Source organism: Ferruginivarius sediminum (genome assembly GCF_003344765.1).
Lineage (GTDB): Bacteria > Pseudomonadota > Alphaproteobacteria > Kiloniellales > Rhodovibrionaceae > Ferruginivarius > Ferruginivarius sediminum.
Genome location: NZ_QPMH01000004.1, coordinates 52,708 through 73,017, shown reverse-complemented (window position 1 = coordinate 73,017; position 20,310 = coordinate 52,708). Strand labels below are relative to the sequence as shown.

20 protein-coding genes are annotated in these 20,310 nt (G+C 64.3%); 7 read left to right on the top strand and 13 right to left on the bottom strand.

The genetic code is table 11. From position 1 onward, the window contains the following. Positions 1 to 155: 155 nt before the first annotated feature. On the top strand, positions 156 to 1,370 hold the full coding sequence (locus tag DRB17_RS05835) for a hypothetical protein (protein WP_114581257.1): 1,215 nt from the start codon (positions 156 to 158) through the stop codon (positions 1,368 to 1,370). A gap of 18 nt (positions 1,371 to 1,388) precedes the next feature. Continuing rightward, positions 1,389 to 3,299, top strand: a complete 1,911-nt coding sequence (locus DRB17_RS05830) for a hypothetical protein (RefSeq protein ID WP_114581256.1) — start codon at positions 1,389 to 1,391, stop codon at positions 3,297 to 3,299. Here DRB17_RS05830 and DRB17_RS05825 read toward each other — a convergent pair. After that, positions 3,296 to 3,976 carry a TVP38/TMEM64 family protein gene (locus DRB17_RS05825; RefSeq protein ID WP_161958720.1) on the bottom strand — a complete coding sequence of 227 codons (681 nt, stop codon included), beginning with the start codon at positions 3,974 to 3,976 and terminating at the stop codon, positions 3,296 to 3,298. The genes DRB17_RS05830 and DRB17_RS05825 overlap by 4 nt on opposite strands. A 143-nt stretch (positions 3,977 to 4,119) precedes the next feature. Between DRB17_RS05825 and DRB17_RS05820 the strand changes: the two genes are divergently transcribed. Then, positions 4,120 to 4,815: a DUF6134 family protein gene (locus tag DRB17_RS05820; RefSeq protein WP_114581254.1), complete on the top strand. Its 696-nt coding sequence runs from the start codon at positions 4,120 to 4,122 to the stop codon at positions 4,813 to 4,815. Positions 4,816 to 4,823: 8 nt separating this feature from the next. Next, entirely contained in the window at positions 4,824 to 6,179 is a 1,356-nt protein-coding gene (locus tag DRB17_RS05815) for an MFS transporter (protein WP_114581253.1), read from the top strand. A gap of 42 nt (positions 6,180 to 6,221) precedes the next feature. On the opposite strand, the gene DRB17_RS05810 is transcribed toward DRB17_RS05815, so the two are convergent. Together DRB17_RS05810 and DRB17_RS05805 are read right to left on the bottom strand one after the other, a co-directional pair. Beyond that, positions 6,222 to 6,944: a Crp/Fnr family transcriptional regulator gene (locus tag DRB17_RS05810; RefSeq protein ID WP_161958719.1), complete on the bottom strand. Its 723-nt coding sequence runs from the start codon at positions 6,942 to 6,944 to the stop codon at positions 6,222 to 6,224. A gap of 204 nt (positions 6,945 to 7,148) precedes the next feature. Continuing rightward, entirely contained in the window at positions 7,149 to 7,505 is a 357-nt protein-coding gene (locus DRB17_RS05805) for a hypothetical protein (RefSeq protein WP_147274826.1), read from the bottom strand. Positions 7,506 to 7,801: 296 nt separating this feature from the next. Here DRB17_RS05805 and DRB17_RS05800 point away from each other — a divergent pair, with 296 nt between their 5' ends. Further along, complete coding sequence (locus tag DRB17_RS05800) at positions 7,802 to 8,518, top strand: Crp/Fnr family transcriptional regulator (protein ID WP_161958718.1); 717 nt, start codon at positions 7,802 to 7,804, stop codon at positions 8,516 to 8,518. A gap of 72 nt (positions 8,519 to 8,590) precedes the next feature. Here DRB17_RS05800 and DRB17_RS05795 read toward each other — a convergent pair whose 3' ends face one another. The 10 genes from DRB17_RS05795 to DRB17_RS05755 all read right to left on the bottom strand — a co-directional run bounded on the left by DRB17_RS05795 (position 8,591) and on the right by DRB17_RS05755 (position 18,131). After that, positions 8,591 to 9,085, bottom strand: coding sequence for an RNA polymerase sigma factor (locus DRB17_RS05795; protein ID WP_114581249.1), 495 nt, complete (start codon positions 9,083 to 9,085; stop codon positions 8,591 to 8,593). 73 nt (positions 9,086 to 9,158) lie between these two features. Then, complete coding sequence (locus tag DRB17_RS19875) at positions 9,159 to 9,359, bottom strand: hypothetical protein (protein ID WP_147274825.1); 201 nt, start codon at positions 9,357 to 9,359, stop codon at positions 9,159 to 9,161. Between the two features lie 304 nt (positions 9,360 to 9,663). Continuing rightward, positions 9,664 to 10,617 (bottom strand): TatD family hydrolase, encoded by a 954-nt coding sequence (locus tag DRB17_RS05790; RefSeq protein ID WP_206607797.1) that lies wholly within the window; start codon positions 10,615 to 10,617, stop codon positions 9,664 to 9,666. A 55-nt stretch (positions 10,618 to 10,672) separates the two neighbouring features. Next, positions 10,673 to 11,542, bottom strand: a complete 870-nt coding sequence (locus DRB17_RS05785) for an EboA domain-containing protein (protein ID WP_114581248.1) — start codon at positions 11,540 to 11,542, stop codon at positions 10,673 to 10,675. Positions 11,543 to 11,570: 28 nt separating this feature from the next. After that, a complete protein-coding gene (locus tag DRB17_RS05780; protein WP_206607796.1) occupies positions 11,571 to 12,452 on the bottom strand; it encodes a UbiA family prenyltransferase in 882 nt (293 codons plus the stop codon). After that, on the bottom strand, positions 12,425 to 13,621 hold the full coding sequence (gene eboE, locus DRB17_RS05775) for a metabolite traffic protein EboE (RefSeq protein ID WP_114581246.1): 1,197 nt from the start codon (positions 13,619 to 13,621) through the stop codon (positions 12,425 to 12,427). The genes DRB17_RS05780 and eboE overlap by 28 nt, the downstream gene beginning before the upstream one ends. After that, positions 13,612 to 14,826, bottom strand: a complete 1,215-nt coding sequence (locus DRB17_RS05770; RefSeq protein WP_114581245.1) for a 3-dehydroquinate synthase — start codon at positions 14,824 to 14,826, stop codon at positions 13,612 to 13,614. Before DRB17_RS05770 ends, eboE begins: the two co-directional genes overlap by 10 nt. Before the next feature lie 243 nt (positions 14,827 to 15,069). Then, positions 15,070 to 16,446: an OmpP1/FadL family transporter gene (locus tag DRB17_RS05765; protein ID WP_114581244.1), complete on the bottom strand. Its 1,377-nt coding sequence runs from the start codon at positions 16,444 to 16,446 to the stop codon at positions 15,070 to 15,072. A gap of 212 nt (positions 16,447 to 16,658) precedes the next feature. Next, entirely contained in the window at positions 16,659 to 17,246 is a 588-nt protein-coding gene (locus DRB17_RS05760) for a hypothetical protein (RefSeq protein ID WP_147274824.1), read from the bottom strand. Positions 17,247 to 17,858: 612 nt separating this feature from the next. Next, entirely contained in the window at positions 17,859 to 18,131 is a 273-nt protein-coding gene (locus DRB17_RS05755; RefSeq protein WP_114581242.1) for a hypothetical protein, read from the bottom strand. A 313-nt stretch (positions 18,132 to 18,444) separates the two neighbouring features. Here DRB17_RS05755 and DRB17_RS05750 point away from each other — a divergent pair, with 313 nt between their 5' ends. Together DRB17_RS05750 and DRB17_RS05745 are read left to right on the top strand one after the other, a co-directional pair. Beyond that, positions 18,445 to 19,170, top strand: coding sequence for a Crp/Fnr family transcriptional regulator (locus tag DRB17_RS05750; RefSeq protein ID WP_161958717.1), 726 nt, complete (start codon positions 18,445 to 18,447; stop codon positions 19,168 to 19,170). A 229-nt stretch (positions 19,171 to 19,399) separates the two neighbouring features. After that, positions 19,400 to 20,275: a hypothetical protein gene (locus DRB17_RS05745; RefSeq protein WP_147274823.1), complete on the top strand. Its 876-nt coding sequence runs from the start codon at positions 19,400 to 19,402 to the stop codon at positions 20,273 to 20,275. The last annotated feature ends 35 nt before the right edge of the window (positions 20,276 to 20,310 follow it).

Sequence of the window (20,310 nt, the reverse complement as noted above, 5' to 3'; positions counted from 1 at the left end):
GATTGATATGAAAGCGTTTGATATAGCGTTTGGCTAGATTTTCGTTTACAGAATCTAGTGATAGTAATCCGCTGCTCGCCTGATTTTCTAGCATGAAGAGAGGGTTTTTTCATCCGCCATCGGCGATGAAGCCCTGTAAAGGGAGATTGTTCGACATGGCGCGAATACGCTTTGCCGGAATCGCCACCGGCCTTGCAGTCGCAGGTGTGCTGGGCATCCACGCTGCCGGCCCGGCGGCGGCGCAGAACCTGCCGAAACTCGATCACCTCAAGTACATCACACAGGACGCCAAGGCCTCCAAGGCCAAGGCGCTGAAGCGGCCCATCGAATACGCCTGGGACGTGTTCTTCCTGGCCAATTGGCCGGCGCTGCCGGGCGCCAAAGGCCGCGGCAAGCCGGACCCTTCGAAGAAGATCGGCGATACCGGCGGCCCCATGCTTTGGCAGTCCTGGAAGGGCGACGACGAGACCTACCCCCCAAACGGGGTCATTCCTGGCCCCTGGGCAACGCCTTACCCGGTCCCGCCCGGCGGCGCCGCCAAACTGCCGCCCGCCGACACCGGCGATCTCTGGACGCCGCTGACGGGCAATGTCCAGGCCGACGGCTTCGACCTCAAGGGCCCGGATGGGCAGCCAATCCGCTATCATATCCGCCTGAACAGGCCCGCGTTCGAGTATGTCCGCAGGAACAAGCTTTATTCGATCGACGGTCAGATCTCGTTTGCCAAGGCCAACGGCGCATTGGATTTCCGCTGGGATGCCATCGAGGCAAAGGCGGCGTGGCGCGAACTGGATCCCGTCAAGGACAAGGACGAGATCCCGAAGTACTTCACCAGCCACGCCTTTTACCCGCAGCGTGACGACGACGGGAACATCACTGGCTGGAAGAAGGTGCTGGTCGGCCTGACCGGCCTGCACTTTGCCACGAAGGCGATCGACAACTGGGTCTGGATCACCTTCGAGCAGGTGGACAACGAGGAATGGACCGGCGTCCACCGGGTCAATCCGATCCCCGACAAGGTCAAGCAGTACAATGCCAAGGTACAAAGGCTGCTTGCCGGCACGCCGTGGGAGAACTACGAGCTTGTCGGCGTGCAGACCGATTTCGGCACCGAGGACGATCCCACGATCCTGGCCAACACGCAGATCGAATCGCATTTCCAGTCGCGCTCGTCGTGCATGTCCTGTCACGGCATGGCAAACGTGAAGCAGAGCGAGCCCACACCGGAGAACCCGGTGCGCGCAAGCTATGTGGACCCCAATCACGGCTCACCACCGTATTACGTCGGCCCGATCCCCGACCTGCCCGAGGGCTACAGCCACACGGACTTCGTGTTCTCGCTCTACCGGGCGCAGTACGAGAAAAACTGAGGAAACAGGGGAAGCGAGATGAGCGTACTTCAACTGCCTCGGGCGAACTTCCACGGCACAACGACGTGGGATCCGAATACGGCCAACAACTCCAACAAGATTTATAACGAGGACAAGGCGCTGCCGATAAAGCCGCCGGGGGTGGCATGGGACGGCTTCGTCGACTGGCTGACCGATACCGTCGACGTCCGTGGCGGCGGCAAGACGGTTCGCGGTGGATGGAACGTCTATGGCGACCATAACGTCATATTCGACCAGTTGACCTTCGTCAGCGCCGAGGCCGCCGACGGCCCCGCCACGAACGACCCGCTGATCGGCAAGCCGATCACCATCGTCAGCGAGGGTTTCACGGACAGGAAGCCGGGTGGGCGTCTGGTCGACGTCGACCCCTATGGCTCCACCTCCTCGCAGCTTTTCTTCGACCGGATCGTGATCGGCGACGACGATGTCGGCGTCACCGGCCACCGGGTAACCCGCATGTACTCGCGCTGGATCGGAAGCCGGAACCTTGACGAGAACGGCGAACTGATGATCGCCGGCCCGGTCGGGGTAATCTGGCAGTGCGGTCTGGACAAGGACCGCCTGGAGTGGTCGGCCAACGCCGATTCCTCCCCCACGCTGAAAGCGCTGCGCCAGGCCATCGAGGCGGATCCCGGCAGCCAGGGCATCGTCCTCACCTTCGCCACCTACCGCACGCTCTATTACCAGACCGCGTCCTACAAGGGTCAGCGACTGGACGATGCGGTGAAGTTGTCGGCCGCCTACAAGGATGGCTTCACCGGCGGCAACCCGGCGGTGAGCGTCACCACCGGCAGCCTGGGGCTCTGGGGCGCGGACGAGCTGTCGACCGGTCCGACCGACCGTTTCCTCGTTCCGGCGCAACGAGGCTCGCGCGAGGCCGCGCTAAAGGCCGTCGGGCCCGCCAACGCGCGGCTGGACGAAAGCGCGGGGACCGTCACCCTCGACATGGTGGCGACGGTGCCGGAAACCGACGCGGAGCTGACCAAGGCGGACCTGGGCGATCTGAGCCTGCAGGTTATCCCGGCGGGCGGCGGCGCCCCTGTGACGATCGGAACGCCGCTTGCCTATAGCGGCTACGAGCGCGACGCCTATCAGCGCTCTGGCGGGACCGTGACCTTCGACCTTGGCGGTGCCGATCCGGAAACGGTGGAGGCCGGAACGCTTCAGGTGGTTTCCGCCAAGTACAACGTGGCTATCCTATCCGAGCAGGTGCTGCTGGCCGACACCGACCAGCGAGGCTGCTACGTCGACCAGGACGAGGAGCGCGAGATCACCGTTCGGGTCTACGACCGCGGCGCCCCGGTCGCCGACGGGAAGGCCAAGGTCCTGATCTCCCAGTTCGACAGCAACTGGAGCCGGATGACCATGAGCGCGGTCACGCCCGACGGCAAACCGCTCAACAAGGTCGTCCTCGACGTCGAGAACGGTGCGGTCAGCTTCAAGGTGAAGGTGACACAGCCCGGCATCGTCTATCTCGTCTACACGGCCTTCCCGGCCGACCAGACGGCGCCGGTCGTACGTCCCGACCCGCAGATCCAGGGCTACACCGCGTTGCGCGGAATGCCCTTCGACAACCAGCTCGAACAGAACACCGGCGACGATGAGCTGAGCTGGAAGTTCCTGTACGAGAACGTGCTTCGGACCTGGGACAAGGTCTATCCGATCATGTCGGAGGTCCGCAGCCTGCACACCAAGAGCGTCTTCGCCGACATGGCGGAGCAGGTGCGCTTCGCGGTCGATCCCCAGCAGTTCGAAACGGGCTGGTACATGCCGATCACCCGCGATCTCTCGGCAGGCAAGCGCAAGCTGATCCTACGCTATCTGAACCTGCTGCCGAACCGGGTTCCGCCTGACGACGACAGCGATACGCAGCCATTCGAAATGCCCGCGGAACGGGCGGAAGTCTAACCCGCTCCGCCTGCCGGACCGCCGGCCGCGCCGCGCGCGTGGCCGGCGGCTTTCTGTATCAGCCACGCCAGCGCCGGCAACGCCATGGCGCCGGCCATCGCAAGGCCCATGCTTCCCGCCTCCACCCCGAACGCGCCGATCTGCGCGTAGACAAGCGCGACGCCCAGGTTGGACAGCGCCATCACGGCCAGGAACGCACCGAACCGCATCGCACCCGCACCCGCCAGGATCACCGACGCCTCCGCCATCACCGGTACGGCGCGCAAAAACGCCAGCGCCCAGAGCCCGTGGCGCGCCACCAGCCGGTCCAGCCCCGCAAGATCGCGTCCGCCTACGCTTGCCCGCACCAGGGGGCGCCCCAGCCTGCGCCCGGCGGCATAGCCGATCAGCGTTCCACCGGTGAGGCCGAGCCAGACCAGCAACGTCCCACCCACGCTTCCGAAGGTCGCGCCCAACGCCACGCCGACCAGGCTGGACGGCACCGGCGCCAGGATGTCGGCCACCAGAAGCCCGACGAAAGCCAAGGCCACGGCCGCCGCTGCGTATCCGCCGTCCCGCAGGGCCGCAACCCACGACAGCATCGTCTCTTCGAATACCAAAAACGGCACCACGATGATCGCCAGCAGCGCGGCGAACAAGGCCGCCTCGCGAATGCGGCGAAGCCGGTTTGAGTTCATTCGGACCTTACCCTTCGGCGCGTTCATCCATGGCGCAGAGTCTGCGACGCCCGTCCCATGTCGGCAAGACCGCAGCCTCGGCAGTGATCCGGATGGTCCGTTCCTGCGAACAACGATAGCCACATTGGAACGGGAACAATGCCGTGCGGATCGTCACGCTTCTTGCTGCCTTGCTGGTCATGTCCGCGCCGAGCGTGATGCAGGCGGCGGAGACCACCGGACGCATGGTCTTCGATGTGTATCGTGGCGATTCCAGGATCGGCACGCATCGCTTCGATTTCCGGCGCACCGGCAATGAGGGCATCGAGGTCGACATCGCCATCGACCTCAAGGTCGGCTTTGGACCCATCACCCTCTACCGCTACCGCCACCGCAACGAGACGGTCTGGCTGGACGGACGTCTGCAGCGGATGGACGCACGAACCTATGACGACGGCGACAAATACTTCGTCGAGGCGCGCGCGGTCGACGAAGGTTTGCAGGTTATCTCCTCCGATGTCGGTACATATACCGCCCAGGCCGACACGCTGCCGAGTACGTACTGGATGCGCGAGACCGTCGCGCAAACCCGGCTTGTCAATACGCAGAACGGTAAAATGGCGCGCATCGAAGTCGTCGAGGAGGCGACCGACAACCTGGCAACGCCCATCAGTGTGCCGCCCTCCCGCCAATACCGGCTGACAGGGGATGTGAGCCTCTCCCTCTGGTACGACAGCGGCGAGCGGCTGGCCAAGCTCAGCTTCGAGAAGGGGGGCGAGCAAGTGACATACAAGCTGGTGGAGCGGTCCGGCTTCGTACCCTCTTCCGTCCACCTGCCAGATGAACGCGTTCAGGGCTGATCGCTAACATGGCATTGACCAGGGCTTCGCCGCCGGCGACAGGCGCCTCTGCGAGCAATAGACGGGCGCTCACGAACCTGCAGGTGCTGCTCTACGGCCTGCCCGGATTACCGATCGCGGCGCTCATGCTGCCGCTTTATGTCAGTCTTCCGACATACTATGCCCAGGACCTCGGCATCGGCTTCACGGCCGTGGGCGCCATGTTGTTCCTCGCGCGCATATGGGACGTGGTGAGCGATCCGCTGATCGGCACCCTGTCCGACCGTACCAGCGCACGGATGGGGCGGCGGAAGCCGTGGATGCTCGCGGGCGTACCAATCCTACTGGCGGGGGCCTGGCTGACGTTCGACCCGCCGGTGCAGCCCGACGCGCTCCATCTTCTGCTGTTCACGATGCTGCTTTACCTCGGCGGCACGATGATCCTGCTGCCCTACACGGCCTGGGCGGCGGAATTGTCGCCGCACTATCACGAGCGCAGCCGCATCGCCGCCGCGCGCGAGGTCGCGATCGTGATCGGCACGCTGGCCGCAATCGGCGTGCCCGCGGCGTTCGGCTGGGACCGGGCGACCGCCCTGCAGGCGACAGCGGTGGCGTTGAGCGTGCTGGTGCCGCTGACCGTGCTTGGCGCGGTCCGAACGCTTCCGGACAAGCAAACGCGACACCGGCCCAGCCAAGCCTGGCGCGGTGCCCTTTCGATCCTGTGGCGGAACCGGCCGTTCCGGCTGCTCATCGCAGCCTACTTCCTGAACGGCATCGCCTACGGCCTGCCGGCAACCCTGTTCCTTTTGTACGTGGAACACGTTATCTCCCGGCCGGAAGCCGCATGGCCGCTACTGGCGCTCTACTTCGTGTGCGCGATCGCCGCCGTGCCGCTATGGCTTCGGCTTAGCCGCAGGATTGGGAAACACCGCGCCTGGATGGCGGCCATGGGCCTGGCTGCCGCCGGCTTCTGGCCGGCAATGCTGCTTGGCGCGGGCGATGTCTGGTGGTTCGCGCTCGTCTGCGTGTTGACCGGCTTGCCGCTGGGCGGTGAGCTGGTGCTGCCGCCATCCATGCAGGCGGACGTGATCGATCTCGACACCCTGTACTCGGGCAGTCGCCGCGCCGGACTCTTCTTTGCGCTGTGGGGCGTGGCGACCAAGGTGCCGCTGGCCCTGGCCGTCGGGATCGCCTTCCCCATTCTGGACCTTTCGGGCTTCGCCGGCGGAACGCCGGCAGAAGACACGAGCGGCCTCCTCACCCTGGCCGCCCTCTACAGCCTGTTGCCGGTTGCCATCAAACTGCTGGCGATCTGGCTGGCACGCGGCTACGACCTGGACGAAACCCGGCACGGGGACGTGCTGAACCGGCTTGGCACCTCCTGAATCCGGGCTGCTCCCCGGGCGGACCAGGCGGACCGGCCGGACCTACACCGCCGGCAGCAGTTCCAGGACCGGGTTCGGCGGCGGCAGGCCGGCAAGCTCGCTCAAGGTTGAAAGGTCGCAAAGCTCGATCTCGCTGCCGCGTATGGCGATGAGACGTTCCCGACGGAATTGCGTCAACGTCCGGCTCACCGTCTCCATCGTCAGCCCCAGGTGATCACCGATCAGCGTCCGGCTGAGCGGGAGCCACAGCACTGTTGCAGGCTCGCCACGCCGCACGGCGGCGGCCGACATGCGCATGAGAAAGTGGGCGACGCGCTCCCGGGCGGACATGCTGGCCAGCATTAGCATCTGGTCGCGCGCGGTACTCAAATTTTCGTGAGCGCGCTTGAGGACCTGCCGTCCCAGGCCCGGATCCGCCTCGACGAGTGCCAGCAGCCCGTCATGCGGATACATGCAGACGGTCGCGTCGGCCGCGGCCTCGGCGCTGTAGGAATGCACGTCCGGGCAGTCCTCGCCCATCGCATCGCCGGGGAACAGGAACCCCGTCACAAGGCGACGGCCATCCGTCATCACCTTGTAGGCCATGACGACGCCGCTTGCGATGACGTAGGCATAGCGGGCGGTATCGCCTTCGCAGAAAAGGGTATCTCCACGGCGCAGGGCGCTGTGGGTGGGCTGGACGCCTCGGCAGCCAACCCGGGGCTTCAGGAAGTCCTGGCAAAGACTTCCATTACGCACGCGGCAACGGGCGCACGCTTGCGGCATCGTCGCCAGTCCTGCAGCTCCACGCTCACGCATAGAAGTACCAGACTGTCTTTGGTGCGGCGGGAATTTTCCGACACTGCCGCACGGGGTAAATCACACTCGCGAAACAAGTATGCCAACCCGGCATCACTCATTCAACGTAACGAATGTTACGGCGCCAAGCGTGTTACGATACTGGGGTATGGCTGCGAGCAGTGGGTGACATCACTGTCGCAACTTCATACCGGCCGAACTCGCCCACATAACGGCATCCTCGACCGGCAATGCCTCCGGCTGATCGGCGCTAGGCCAGGTTTCGTCCGCCAGGAATGTGATCGTGAGGGAATCGCAGTCCAGATCCTCGGCAAGCGCCTCGGCATGGGACGTCAGCCGCTGGGCGGCGGCGCGCTCTCCGGTCAACGGCGTGACGCAAAGATCGCCCACTTCCAGGAAAAGCTCCTCATCCTCCTCAGCACTCACCGCGCGATAGGTGAAGAGGCCATAAATGTAATCGTTCGGCCCTGCCAGGACACAGGCGCCCTGCCGGGGCGCACGCCCCGGATCGGTGGGAAGCAGAGCCATAATGTGCTTACGCCAAAATTCGACCGGAATGTCCGGCCTGATGTTGTAAACTAGCGTGTATGCGCGCGTCACGTCCTCCGCGCGCAGCGGACGCACATCATATGTTTCGAACACGAGCTTTACCCCAATGCCAGGATAGTAATTTTACAGTCATGAAACACGCAGGCAAGCAGAAATGCAAAAATCTAGATATATGTTAGCCTAGGTTAAATTCAGGGGGGTTGAATGCCTCAGCGCACAATAACATTATATACCAAATAGGTCGCCCGTATGAGCAACATTCATCAATCAATGGCGTGCGGGAGGTACTGATTCTGGCCCATAACGCCGCCTTCCTTGAAGATCGGATCAAGGCGCTGCCGTGGAGTGCCGCGCTGACACCGGCGGCCGCGCAGGCCCACCTGGACATCGGAGAGGTCAGATCGGTCGATCGCGGTGAGCCGGTGCTTCGCGAGGGTGCGTCGGCCGATTTCGTCTACAGCATCGCGGATGGCGCCTTGACCGTTGAGAAAGGCCGCAGCGCCGGCGATACACAGATCGTCGGCTTCCTTTTCCAGGGCGATATGTTCGGCGTCGTGCACGACGAGCGTTACAGCTACAGCGTGCGGGCCACTGTGCCTTGCGAGTTGCTTGCCCTGCCCCGCCCGGCGTTCGAACGGATTTGCGAGCGTTATCCCTCCGTGCAGCGCGCCATGCTGCAAATGGCCTCGAACGAACTGGCCGGCGCCCAGGATCATCTGGTCATACTGGGCCGTAAGAGCGCGATCGAGCGCGTCTCCAGCTTCCTGCTGATGTTGAGCGAGCGGAACAGCCGCCTGGGCTATCCGGCCGAAACGCCGATCTGGCTGCCGATGCGCCGGGCCGACATCGCGAATTATCTGGGACTGACCCTGGAAACCTTCAGCCGCGTCTTTACCGACCTCAAACGGCGCGGTGTCATCCAGGCGCAAAGCATGCGCCATGTCCGGGTGCGCGACGTGGACGGACTTCGCGAGCTTGCCGAAAAGTGCTGAAACGAAAAGGCGCCGACGGTGTTGCGAGGACCGTCGGCGCCGCAACCAGTGAGACTATAAGGAAGCTGCGTTTCAGTGCAGGGCCGTTCGTCCGTGCGGCAGGCGCTGACGCGCCCGGGAAAGACGGGACTTCACCGTCCCGGCGGGAACGCCCAGGCGGTTCGCCGCCTCCTCCGTCGACAGGCCGGCGACCCCCATCATACCGAGAATTTCCTGATCGTGCGGGGCCAGCGCCTCGATGTCGCGCGCCAACTCGGCCAGCGCCACCGACCACTCCTGGTTGGGAGCGGCAGCCGTACCGCGGACATGGCCCACGGCTTCCAGGGCCGCCGTGCGGCGGGCCCGGCTACGCTCATCATCGATATGCAGATTGCGCAGGATCGTGGTGAGCCACGCGCGCAGGTTGCTGCCGGGCCGGTATCGGTCGATACGCGTCAACGCGCGCAACAGACATTCCTGGACCAGGTCGTCCGCCCGGTCCCGGTCACCGACAAGGCGGCGAGCGTAGTTGCGCAGCCGCCGCATTTCCTCGCACAGCGCGTCCGTCGTCTCGGATTGTCCCGACATGCCTAACCGCCCTCGGTTCGTGACAAGATGCAGTCATGATCAGAGGATCGCACCAAGGGCGATATGAACTATATCAAGCTTTGACTAACTCTTCGGGAGTAACCCTCATTCCTTTACTGCGCCGCTGCGAAAGTGCATTGCGCGCTTGAAAGACCGCCGATCGAATGTCTCCAGTCGACAAGCCGTCGCGACGAGCAACCAAGCCGACAATGGGATCAGAGAGAATGTCCTCGAGCGGCGGCTCAACGCCGGCATCACGCCAGTCGAACTGCATCACAGCGTCTCTCCCCAGGGCGCTCGTGCATCCTTCGGATCGCACGAGCCGCCCGTCCTTTCACTTGGCCGGAACCTTACGCCCAGCCGCTTGCCAAGACCTTGATCTGGGGCAATAAAATACTGGATTGCACGGTTTTGTTGTGCCGGCACGGTGACAGTTTTAAGAAACCACAAAGACATGCCACCCGCGAGCGTTCACCGGCTACCGACCGTCGCGTTTTCCGAATGGCGCGCACCAGCATTGCCGAGTCGTCGGCTGCTGAAATGGGCGAGGCTATCGGTGAAGCGGAACCCCGGTTACCCTAGTTCTCCACACCCAATTCATCGGGCGACAGCCGTTCAAGGTCGGCATGGCGCTCCGGTCCGCTGCCGTCGCTGTCGACGCGCGGGGCCTGGCCGCGCAGGACGGAGTTGCCCTCATAGAGGGTGCGCTGGTCGATCTCCGGCGGATTTGTCCAGTCCGCCTCGGCGATCTGTCCGCTTTGTCCGTAGGCGTCCAGTGCGTTTCCATAACACAGGCGATGGACGTCCGCCTCGGGGATGCCGCGCTTCAGCATCAGGTGGGCGGTCTTCGGCACCGACAGCGGGTCGGAGACGCCCCAGTCCGCGCTGGAATCCACCATCATCCGATCAGAGCCATAGTGGCGCGCGATCTCGACCATGCGTTCGCTGCCCATCTTGGTCTTCGGGTAGATGGTAAAGGCTGCCCAATACCCGCGATCCAGGACCTCCTGCACCGTCTCTTCATTGTTGTGGTCGATGACCACCTTCGACGGGTCCAGGCCGTGCTCCTCGCAGACATCCATGGTGCGCGAGGTACCGCGCTTCTTGTCGCGGTGCGGCGTGTGGATCTGCACCAGCATGTCGAGTTCCTTCGCCAGTTCGAGCTGCTTGCGCAGGTAGCGATCCTCCAGCTCGGTCTGCTCGTCGTAACCGATCTCGCCGATAGCGACGACGCCCTCCTTGACGGCGAAGCGGGGCAGGATCTCCATCACGCCTTCCGCCAGCGCCTCGTTGTTGGCCTCCTTCGAATTGAGGCCGACGGTGCAATAGTGCCGGATGCCGAACTGCCCGGCGCGAAACCGCTCCCAGCCGACGATGGTCGAAAGGTAGTCGATATAGGTCCCGACATGCGTCCGCGGCTGGCCGACCCAGAACGCCGGCTCGATCACGGCGACCACGCCGGCGGCGGCCATCGCCTCGTAGTCGTTTGTCGTGCGCGCCAGCATGTGGATATGCGGGTCGATGAACATCATGGAATCGCGTCCTCCCTGGGCTTCCGGCGTCTACCTGCGTCAACGCCTGTTCGCGTCAGCCCGTTTCCTTCGAAAGAGTCTCCCAGGAAAGCCGGCCGCTTTCAATTGCCCCCGCCAGTTCCGGAGCCCTGGCCAGCACTTTGCGCGCGTCCGCGCCGCCATTGGCCGCAAGCGCCAGGGCCGCGCCGCGAGCGCCCCCCGCCGCGTCCATCTCCAGTGCCTTCGCAAGGTCGTCCAGCGCCTCGCCCTCGGCATAAGGAGCCACACAGCGCCACAACTCCGGACTGACCGGCCGCCCCGCCGACCAGCGCTCGTGCGCGAAATCGCGAAGCATGCGCGCCAAGTTTCGGTTGGCGCGCTCCTCCAGCCCCTGAATCGGGTAGAGCGTGCTGCCGATGAACAGCGCCTTCAGCACCATGTGGTTCCAGGCAAGCTCGGCGAACTGCTCGCGCGGGAAGGGATTACGGTGGGCCACCGCTTCGAACAGCGCCCGCATGTTGGAGCGCGCGCCCTCGGCCGCCCGCGTGACCAGGCTGTCGGGGCGCGGGTAAAGAGGCAGGCCACGGTAGATAGCCACCAGTTCGCCGACATCGGCGGTGGCGCAAAGGGTATCCAGCAGGTCCGGGAAACGCTCGGGCTCAACCTCCGCAGCGCCCAGCAGCAACAGCACGCGAGCGGCCTGATCCACGCTCCATCCACGCGGATCCCAGCCGGGCCGCGCCGCCGCGGCAGCCTCCAGCTCCTCGGAGCCGAGTGCCAGATCCGCCTTCCCCAGCTTGCGCGGGACCAGGCCGAGAGCGACATAGAGCGCCTTGTCATCGCCCGGCTGCGCGACCTTGGCCAGCGTCGCGCCCAGCCATTCCCGGCCCTGATCCGTCAACTGGCGGGTCAGCCAGCTTTGCAGCAGGTCGTACGGGCTTGCCATCGGCGGTACCTCCCCATGTTTTCCGCGATCAGGTGCCGGGGACATAACGCTGCAACACCAGCGTCAGCCCGAACGCCGCAACGGCCAGCGCCGCCGCCGCAAGATCGCCGAGGATAGCCAGGACCGTGGCGTCGAACAGGCTGATGCCGGCGATCAGCGAAACGACGGCCCGGCCCACTTGCGGCGCCGGCCGGACCAGGAATCCGACCGCGCGCACCGTCCACGCGACGAACGCCAGCGCCACCAGCCCCGCTGCGGCCGGCGCCGACGGCAGGTACGCGGCCGCGACGACGAACGGGGCGACGAGGAACGCCAGCGGCCACAGCCCGTCGATCCGAGCCAGATGCTCCTGCTTCGCCGCATAGGTCAGACCGATGACATAGCACAGCAGCAGGGCGCCGGCGCCGACGACCTGGGTCGATACGGCGCCGACCGCCACCACGGCCGCCGCAACGTAGACCAGCAAGCGGTTAAGCCCCATCAGTACCGGGCTGATCGGGTTGTCCTTGTGCCAGACATCGTACACCACGATCGCCGCGGCAAGAGCGAGCCCCGCCGCGGCCGACTCTGGCGCCTCCATCCCGATGGCGGCCAGGATGCCAACGCCGAGCGCCAGCCCGCCGAAGCCGACGGCGAAAACCGTGCCGCGCGATACCTGCCCCATCGGGATTGGGCGTTCCGCCCGCTCCCGTGCGTCACGAGGGGCATCGAAGGCGTCGTTGAGATACATGCCGCCGACATAGAACAGTGACATCGCCACGAGCAGCGCCAGTGTGGAGGCCTGGTAAAGCGGGGCGCCCGCCAGCGCCAGTGCGGCCAGCACATTGCTCCACACGGTCGGCAGGTTCGAGACCCGGCCAAGCCGCAGCGCCACACCCGGCGTCATGCCGACAGCCGCTCCCCCACCCATGACAGTTCACGCGCGATGGCCGCGTCGACCGGCAGGCCGCGATGGCGTTCCGGCAGCACGTCCCAGGTATAGGTCTCCACCTCCAGGTGCGGCACCTCAGGGTGGTCCCGCAGATACGCCAGCGCGTCGGCAAGATCCGCCTGCGTACTGGCGAAGCCATCCAGTTCGGCCGCGAACACCGGTACATGGAAATGAATGCGCCACTCCTCCGCCGGAGCGCTGCCGTCGGCGTAGGCATCGAGCGCCTGCGGCAGGTCCAGGAAGCGGGCCAGCCCGCCCCCTGCCCGCACGACCGTCTGGTGCAGATAGACCCCGTCGTCGAAGTCCCGCAACCGCGTCACGGCCGCATCGTCCGGCTCCGGAACGCGCAGCGCCGCGCTGAGTTGCGCCTTCGGGACGCGGATACCCGCCGACGCCAGCGCGGCAAGAGCATCCGGTGTGTCCTCGTACGCCACTGCCGCGTGGCAGACGTCGAAGCAGACACCCAGATGCCGGCGCAACACCTCCTCCGCGTCCGCCTCGTCCAGCCCCGTCAAATCCGCCAGCCGCCGCCGCGCAGAAGCGGCGAACAGCCGGTCCTCGAAGAACGCGATGGCTTCCGGCGTGGTTTGCAGGAAGCACTCCGGCTCGGGCTCAAGGGCCAGCGAGACCGTTCGCGCGGTCCGCTCCCGCAGGCGCCATAACGTCGCGGCGTGGCGCAACAGGTGTTCGACGATGGCACCGATGTCCGCCTCATCGGCCGCGTTTGGCTTGAAGGCGCCGGGAACGGTACTCACGCTCCCTTCCCGTCCCTCCGGCAGCAGGGCTGCAAGCTGCCGCGCCAAGCGGTCGGAATAGTCCAGTCGCTCGGCGCGGCGCCAATCCGGCTCGTAAACGCCCTCCTTCACCCTGACGCCGTGAAAGGTGCCGAAGGGAAAGCCGTTGACGGTGAAGACGTAGAGGTCCTGCTCCGCCAGGATCGCGCGCAACTCCTCGAAGGCCGCCGGATCGTCCAGATCGTGCGCCGCGCGGGCGGACAGGCGCAGGCCGACGCCGAACGGTCCCTCATGTCCCAGGCGGCGCTTCACCGCCGGAACGTGGCTCGCAAGCGCATCGCGTACCTCGGGCCAGGTCTCGCCGGGGTGGATATTCGTGCAGTAGCCGAGATGCCGGTCGCCGCCTAGCTGCATTGCCGCCGGTTCCGCTGTGCCAGCCAGTCGATCGCCGCGCGCACCCGTTGGGCGTCCATGGTATGCACCTCCTGCCCCCGGCCGATTCCGGCCAGCAGTGTCACGGTCAGTTCCCCGCCCAGGTGCTCCCGGAACTCCTGCAGGCCGCGCAGGACGGCCGGTTCGCCATCCGCCGCCCGCGCGGTCAGCGTGTCATCCCACAGCTTGAAGCCAAGGCGTTCCAGCACGCGGCACACCCGCTCGTCTTCGCCCTCCGCCAGCATGCCGGCGAGGACCGAGTAGCGGGTGTCGAGGGCAATGCCGATGGCCACCGCCTCTCCGTGCCGCAGGGCATAGCCGCTCAATCCCTCCAGCTTGTGGGCGGACCAGTGGCCATAATCGAGCGGGCGGGCGCTGCCGGTTTCGAAGGGATCGCCGCCTTGGGCGATCTGGCGCATGTGCAGCTCGGCGCAGCGGCGGATCATTTCCGCCACCGCCGGCCGGCGGAACGCCGCCAGATCCTCGGCGTGGCGTTCCAGCCAAACGAAGAAGCCGGCGTCGCGGATCAGCGCCACCTTGACCGCCTCGGCCATGCCCGAGACCCGGTCGCGCGGCTCCAGGCTGTCCAGAAAGCGCGCGTCGTTGATGACCGCGAACGGCGGGGCGAAGACCCCCACCATGTTTTTCACGCCGAACGCGTTGATCCCCGTTTTCACACCGATACCGGAATCGTTCTGCGCCAGTACCGTCGTCGGCATGCGCAGCAGTCGCACGCCGCGATGCGCCGTGGCGGCGGCATAGCCCACCGCGTCCAGCATGGCGCCGCCACCGATCGCCAGCACGAAGGCGTGCCGGTCAATGCCAAGATCCTTCAGCCGGCCCAGCACCCGCTCCGCCACGGCCGGATCGTTCTTCGCCGGCTCGCCACCGGGGACCGTCTCCGCCGGTGCGACCAGATCCAGGTGCTTGCCGTGCGTATTGCAATAGTCCTGAAGCAGCCGCGGAAGGTCCGGCATCGCCTCGGCCACGCCCGAATCGACGAAGGCGGCGATGCGGTGCCGCGCATCGGGCTCCAGGCGGCGCACGGCGTTGAGGAGGACGGGGTTGGCAGGGTCCAGCGCATTCTCGGTGAAGTGGACGTCATACCCAAACTCGACAGTGAACCGCTGCCGGTACACTGTCTGGATTTCACCTTCCACCGGCGCGCTGCCTGCCTGGTCCGCCATCGCCTGCGTGTCGCCTCCCCGCCTAAATATTCGTTTCCGCGCCCCGCGATTCCAAGGGGTAGCGGCATTCTCACGGGCACTCTAAGGAGGGCGCGCGGCGCTGGCAATCAAGCCTTTGACGCATCGAAACCTCGAGCGGCGCGAGCTGGGCTGGCGGCACACGTCGTATGGCGGCAACAAAAAAAGCGGCGCCTCCCCCTAACCGGGCAGAGGCGCCGCCGTGAGACAACAGGATGGGACAGTCTAAAAGCTGACCGTGGCCTGAAGACTGACGATGTCGATGGATGCGTCGTAGCTGCCGCTCAGGTTGCCGCGGAAGGTGTTGCCTGTATCGGTCGCGCTCAAATCCACGTCCGCTTCATCGACGAAGATGTGCGTGTAACCGGCATCGAGTGCCACGCCCGCCATCGGCAACCAGTGCGCGCCGATCGCAAGCCACTGCCGATCGTTGCCCGGAATGCGCGGCGTGCGCGTGCTGTCCGGAATCGGCGACTCGTCGTAAGCGGCACCGGCGCGGAACGCCCACTGGCTGTTCGGCCGGTAGGTGACGCCAATCGCGCCGAAAACGGCGTTGTTCCAGTTCTCTTCGGTGACGCTGTCGCCCTCCGCCGGATTCTCGAAACGGATACGCAGTTCGTCGAAGGATTCCCACATGGTCCACTGGACCTCGCCCATCACGGCCCACTTCGGGGTCAACTCGTGATAGAAGCCGGCGCTTATGGATTCCGGCGTTGTCAGACTGGCCTTCACGTCGGAGTCGACGAAGCGCCCAGTGAGGCCACGCAGCGTGGCGGCGACACCCGAATTGTCGGCATCGAAATCGATGTCGCCGTCAAGCTCGTGGGAGACCTCGCTACGATAGGCGAGACCGAAGCGCGTCGACTCGAAGGGCTCCAGCATGATGCCCAGGTTGAAGCCATAACCCCAGTCGTCACCCTCGAGTTTGGCCTTGCCATCCTGCTGTGTGGGGGTTGGTGCGACAGGGAACGCCCCGGCCAGGAGTGGATTGGCTCCAACCGCCGCAGCACCGATTGACCCGAAATCGACGGCCTGCGACAGGCTGGCCTCGGCATACTGCGCCTGGAACCCCGCGCCGACGGAGAAGCCGTCGGTCAGGCGATAGGCGATGTTCGGGTTGATGTTGATCGTCTTCAGTTCCGAGTTCAGCCCATGATACCGCCCAACCCAACCGTCGGCGTAATCGGTTTCCAGGCCGAACGGCGCGTTGACGCCCAGGCCAAGCTTCAAGCGCTCGTTTACCGAGAACATGGCGTAGAACGCCGGAACCGGCGCGTCCTTGCCGATGTCATCGCCGCCGTCGCCGCCGGTGATCGGCAGACCTGCAATCGTCGAGCCCTGCATGTCCTGCGGCTCGGACTTGGGTGCGATATAGCTGATCGCCGCGGTCGCCTGATTGCCGGAGTGCCGGGTCAGACCGGCGGGATTGAAGAACATGTAACTGATATCGCCGGCTTCGGCCGTCGCACCGGCGAATGCATTGCCGAGCGCGCTGCTCGATTGCTCCTTAAGCGCAAAACCCGCTCCCAGAGCCGGTGCGCTTATAAGCGCTACACTGGCCAGACCGCAGGATGCCGCGGCCCAAGTCGCCACCTTATTCATATCGTCGCCCCCTCACCCAGAGCGCGGCCACGATGGCCACGCCGGTGTTTTTCCTCTCAATACTCTGCGTATACCCCAATGGTAGGAACCAACCCCGATGCAGCTGGCCCCTCAAGTACGCGTAATAATGGCAGATTGCGCACCGTGTCACCATCGATTTTCACGAAAGTGTCAACGCGGCAATAATCCGGCTTGGAAGACCAACCGTCGGTTTACCCTTTCGAACCAATGGCAAGCGGAGCGCCATGGCAGTCCTGGAAGGTGGCCGCCACCGCATAGCCGGCCAGACGCTCGATGTCGCGGCCCAGGCTGTCGAGCCACATCGTCGGTGCCTGATCCTGAAAGGCTTCGAGTTGTTCGTCGCCGTCCTCCTGCGCCCCCCGGCTGCCCATCGCCCGGCGCAGGATCGCGTATTTCACGAGAACACCCGACAGCGAACGGGCCTTCGCGGCGAAAATGCGGTTTGCCAGTCGGCCGGCACAATCAAGTGCTAAGTTCGCCCTGGCCTGGATTTCGAAGTAGCCAAGGCGGTCAAGTTCCTCGTCCTCGCGCGCCGTCCGGTCAAGAAACTCGGCTACAAGCGCATGGGGCGACCGGTCGTCCGTCGTTTCGAAAACATCCGCGAGCAGCCATTCGCCCGCATCCAGATCGCCACGGACCTTGGCGCGAAGCTCGGCCATTTGACACTGCAACTGGCCGCGCAATGCGTTGCATTTCTCAAATTCCGCGTAAACCGTATGCAAATATGCATCACTGTCGACCAGGGCTTCGGATGCTTCCACACAAGATTCCTCAGTCATCCCCTGAATTCCCAAGCACTTCCCACTTTCAGCCGGCGCGCCTTGTAGCCGATCGGGCTTTTCATTTCAATGTATACCGGGGATGCATTTAGGGCATGATTGCAAAACATCACGCGTGGATTTGGTTTCCATCACAAGATATTATGATACTATAAGTATAATTATGCACCTCTTCACCTTGCCTGTCCCCACGTCTGTTCCGGCACGCCAACAACTCGTATACGTCTGTGTGCTACTGGTCGTCACCAGCTTCGTATCTACAACCAACAATACTTGAACCCGACGTCCTGAAAACCCCCGTGCGAAAAACGTATATAAACAGATATTTGCAATTGTATCGAGAGAGGTATAACGATGATACTATTGCATGTGAACACTACTTTATTCCACTTGTTCAGCCTCGCAACGATGGCATCATACTGCGCTGGTGAAGGACAGGCAGCCGGAGCCCGTGCCAACAGATGGCTTGGCGGACGATCCGGAACGGGACGGGGATCCCAAGCGTAGGGAATGCCGGTTCGATGCCCCTTCGTGGCCACGTAGGTCGACGCAAGAGAGGCGGCTGCGAACCAACCGCGTAGATATCTGGCGGCCGAAGCGATTGAGGAGGCGCTATGTCAGCGGTCCGAAACGGCCCCATGCGCGATGGTAGAACTCGACTGCGCTGGCCCGATCGGCAAAGTCGAAGACAGCCTGCGTCGCCTCGCAAGTGTTGACTGTGACACAGTGCTTGGAACCACCACGATGATCGATCTTGATCTCGTCGATTTTCGCTTCGCCGACGAAACGCGCGAGTTCGCGAAGGGCGTCGGCCGCGTTTTCGAACGGCGCCCCGTCCGTCGGACAGGGCGTGTCTTGCGCCCGAGCGGCGACATTTCCAGGCATGCCCTACCTCAAATTTTGCAGCAACCGCGGGCTGGGCGCATTCGTTCGCTTATGCAGATGCGCCACAGCTAAATTAAGCGAATACGATTGCAAAATCAATAAATACGCCAAATAGAATGCGGAATTTCGATTCGGACGATTTTTAGTCCGCGACTTTAAAATATTTTATTGAAGCATCGTTTGACGCGACTTGTAACCAATCGGATCCGGGGGCGCCCAGAATGATGGGGTCGGGATGAGAGGCAAGGACGCACTTGCGGACAGCACAGCACCCGGACATGACGCGAGTCCGGCGATTCCCAGTGGGCGAGTAGTGGCACAGCACAAGCCGGTCGTCCCGATGGGCTGCTCGGACTGTCCGGTCCGGCACACCACGGTGTGCCGACCGCACGCCGACCGGAACCTGGCCGCGGTGCAGCGCCTCAAGATGGAAGACCGCATCGTTCGCGCGCGCTACAAGGTCATCGACGAGGGCGTATCGTCGGATTATGTCTATAACGTCCTTGATGGCTGGCTTGCCGTCGTTGCCACGGCGCCGTCCGGCCACCGCCAGATCCTCGACATCCTGATGCCGGGCGCATTCGCCGGCTTCGACATGCCACGGCCGGATTCCCCGCAGTACGGGCTGGAGACGCTGACCAACGCGTCGCTCTGCGTTTTCTCAAAGCACGATTTCCGCGACGCGGTCCGGCAGGACATGCTGCTTCTGGACTCGCTCGCCGCCACCCTGGCCCATCAGCGCGACCGCTTGCTGATACGAGTGGACTTGATGGGCCGGGGCGGAGCACGCCAGCGCGTCGCCTTCCTGCTGCTCGACCTGTTCGACCAGGCGCTGACCTACAGCCCGGCCTACGTCGACGGTACGAACCTCTATCTGCCGCTGACGCAGAACGACCTCGCCGATGCCTGCGGCCTGACGAACGTCCGCCTGAACCACGTCCTCCGGGCGCTGCAGCGGGACGGCATCATCGACTACCACGGCAAGATGTTCGAGTTCACCGACCGCCGCGAACTGGAACACGTGGCCGGCGTCCGCTGAGCGGAACCCACGTGAAACGGCGGGTATCCACCCTTCAAAGGCGCAGCGGCAGGACAAACGGAAACGCTTCTGTTACCGGCAAGCAACAAAACAAAGAAAACGCTGCAATATTATGGAATTCCACGCGGCTCTCTAAAGCCTTTTAAGGCACCCGGGCCATGCCGAGGCGCAAGATAATCTCGCCCGTCGACTGCGGGCAGAGGCACCTCGAAACAGGGGGTAATAGTCCATGAGGAAAGCACTCTTGGCGGGTACGGCTGTTCTGGGCGTGCTCGGTTATGCCGGGGCGGTCCAGGCGGACGTCTTCGTGAACGCGACGATCGACAAGGTGAAGACCGTCAACGTCAACGAGACGATCAACGTCGACAAGTTCGTCAACATCGACGCCTTCGTCGACAACAACGCCCTGAAGGCCGCGGAATCGCTGGCCCTGGTCAATCAGCGCAACGAGGACAACGAGGCCTGCACGAACTGCGCCGAGAAGCAGGACATCATCAACGATTCCTTCAATACCAACTCCGGCCTCGTCACCTGGAACCAGGCCGCCGGCAACATGAACAACCAGGCCAACGCCATCTCCGCCTCCGTGGACAACTTCGTGCCCGGCGACGGCGATGACGGCGGAGATCCGGAATCCGAGCCTACTGGTTTTGCCGAAGCGCAGGCCAGCGCGGAGCAGATCAACGGCGACCGCGACGGAGAGGGCGGCGCCAACACCGTCGACAGCGTCAACATCCTGTTCCGTGACGCCCGCCTGATCGCGTCCGGCAACGGCAACTCGGGCGTGCTGTTCCTGAACCAGAGCGCCGGCAACATGAACAACCAGGTCAACGAGCTTTCGCTCGCGGTCGCCTTCGCGGACGAGGGCGTGGCCCTTTCCGAGGCCGACCTGGGCCAGTGGACCACCGGCAACTTCGTCGGCGAGTCCGACGGCAGCGTGCCGGGCGGCGATCCCGCCGGCGACGGCATCAACAAGGCCGCCACGATCAACGGGTCGCTTAATGGCAACGCCGGCGTCATCGGCGTCAACCAGTCCGTCGGCAATCTGGCGAACCAGGGCAACGTGTTCTCGCTCGCCGGCGTGCAGCCGGTCAACGGCGGCTAAGGCAGCAGATACGGGATCACACGAGCAGGGAACGT

What these genes read in the sequence shown, in the direction of transcription:
- DRB17_RS05805 (WP_147274826.1), bottom strand. Translation starts at nt 7,505, where the DNA reads ATGGCTCTGCTTCCCACCGATCCGGGGCGTGCGCCCCGGCAGGGCGCC.
- DRB17_RS05780 (WP_206607796.1), bottom strand. Translation starts at nt 12,452, where the DNA reads ATGGGTGGGGGAGCGGCTGTCGGCATGACGCCGGGTGTGGCGCTGCGG.
- DRB17_RS05755 (WP_114581242.1), bottom strand. Translation starts at nt 18,131, where the DNA reads ATGCCTGGAAATGTCGCCGCTCGGGCGCAAGACACGCCCTGTCCGACG.
- DRB17_RS05770 (WP_114581245.1), bottom strand. Translation starts at nt 14,826, where the DNA reads ATGGCGGACCAGGCAGGCAGCGCGCCGGTGGAAGGTGAAATCCAGACA.
- DRB17_RS05815 (WP_114581253.1), top strand. Translation starts at nt 4,824, where the DNA reads ATGGCATTGACCAGGGCTTCGCCGCCGGCGACAGGCGCCTCTGCGAGC.
- DRB17_RS05765 (WP_114581244.1), bottom strand. Translation starts at nt 16,446, where the DNA reads ATGAATAAGGTGGCGACTTGGGCCGCGGCATCCTGCGGTCTGGCCAGT.
- DRB17_RS19875 (WP_147274825.1), bottom strand. Translation starts at nt 9,359, where the DNA reads ATGCAGTTCGACTGGCGTGATGCCGGCGTTGAGCCGCCGCTCGAGGAC.
- DRB17_RS05830 (WP_114581256.1), top strand. Translation starts at nt 1,389, where the DNA reads ATGAGCGTACTTCAACTGCCTCGGGCGAACTTCCACGGCACAACGACG.
- DRB17_RS05795 (WP_114581249.1), bottom strand. Translation starts at nt 9,085, where the DNA reads ATGTCGGGACAATCCGAGACGACGGACGCGCTGTGCGAGGAAATGCGG.
- DRB17_RS05745 (WP_147274823.1), top strand. Translation starts at nt 19,400, where the DNA reads ATGAGGAAAGCACTCTTGGCGGGTACGGCTGTTCTGGGCGTGCTCGGT.
- DRB17_RS05785 (WP_114581248.1), bottom strand. Translation starts at nt 11,542, where the DNA reads ATGGCAAGCCCGTACGACCTGCTGCAAAGCTGGCTGACCCGCCAGTTG.
- DRB17_RS05835 (WP_114581257.1), top strand. Translation starts at nt 156, where the DNA reads ATGGCGCGAATACGCTTTGCCGGAATCGCCACCGGCCTTGCAGTCGCA.
- DRB17_RS05825 (WP_161958720.1), bottom strand. Translation starts at nt 3,976, where the DNA reads ATGAACTCAAACCGGCTTCGCCGCATTCGCGAGGCGGCCTTGTTCGCC.
- eboE (WP_114581246.1), bottom strand. Translation starts at nt 13,621, where the DNA reads ATGCAGCTAGGCGGCGACCGGCATCTCGGCTACTGCACGAATATCCAC.
- DRB17_RS05760 (WP_147274824.1), bottom strand. Translation starts at nt 17,246, where the DNA reads ATGACTGAGGAATCTTGTGTGGAAGCATCCGAAGCCCTGGTCGACAGT.
- DRB17_RS05810 (WP_161958719.1), bottom strand. Translation starts at nt 6,944, where the DNA reads ATGCCGCAAGCGTGCGCCCGTTGCCGCGTGCGTAATGGAAGTCTTTGC.
- DRB17_RS05790 (WP_206607797.1), bottom strand. Translation starts at nt 10,617, where the DNA reads ATGATGTTCATCGACCCGCATATCCACATGCTGGCGCGCACGACAAAC.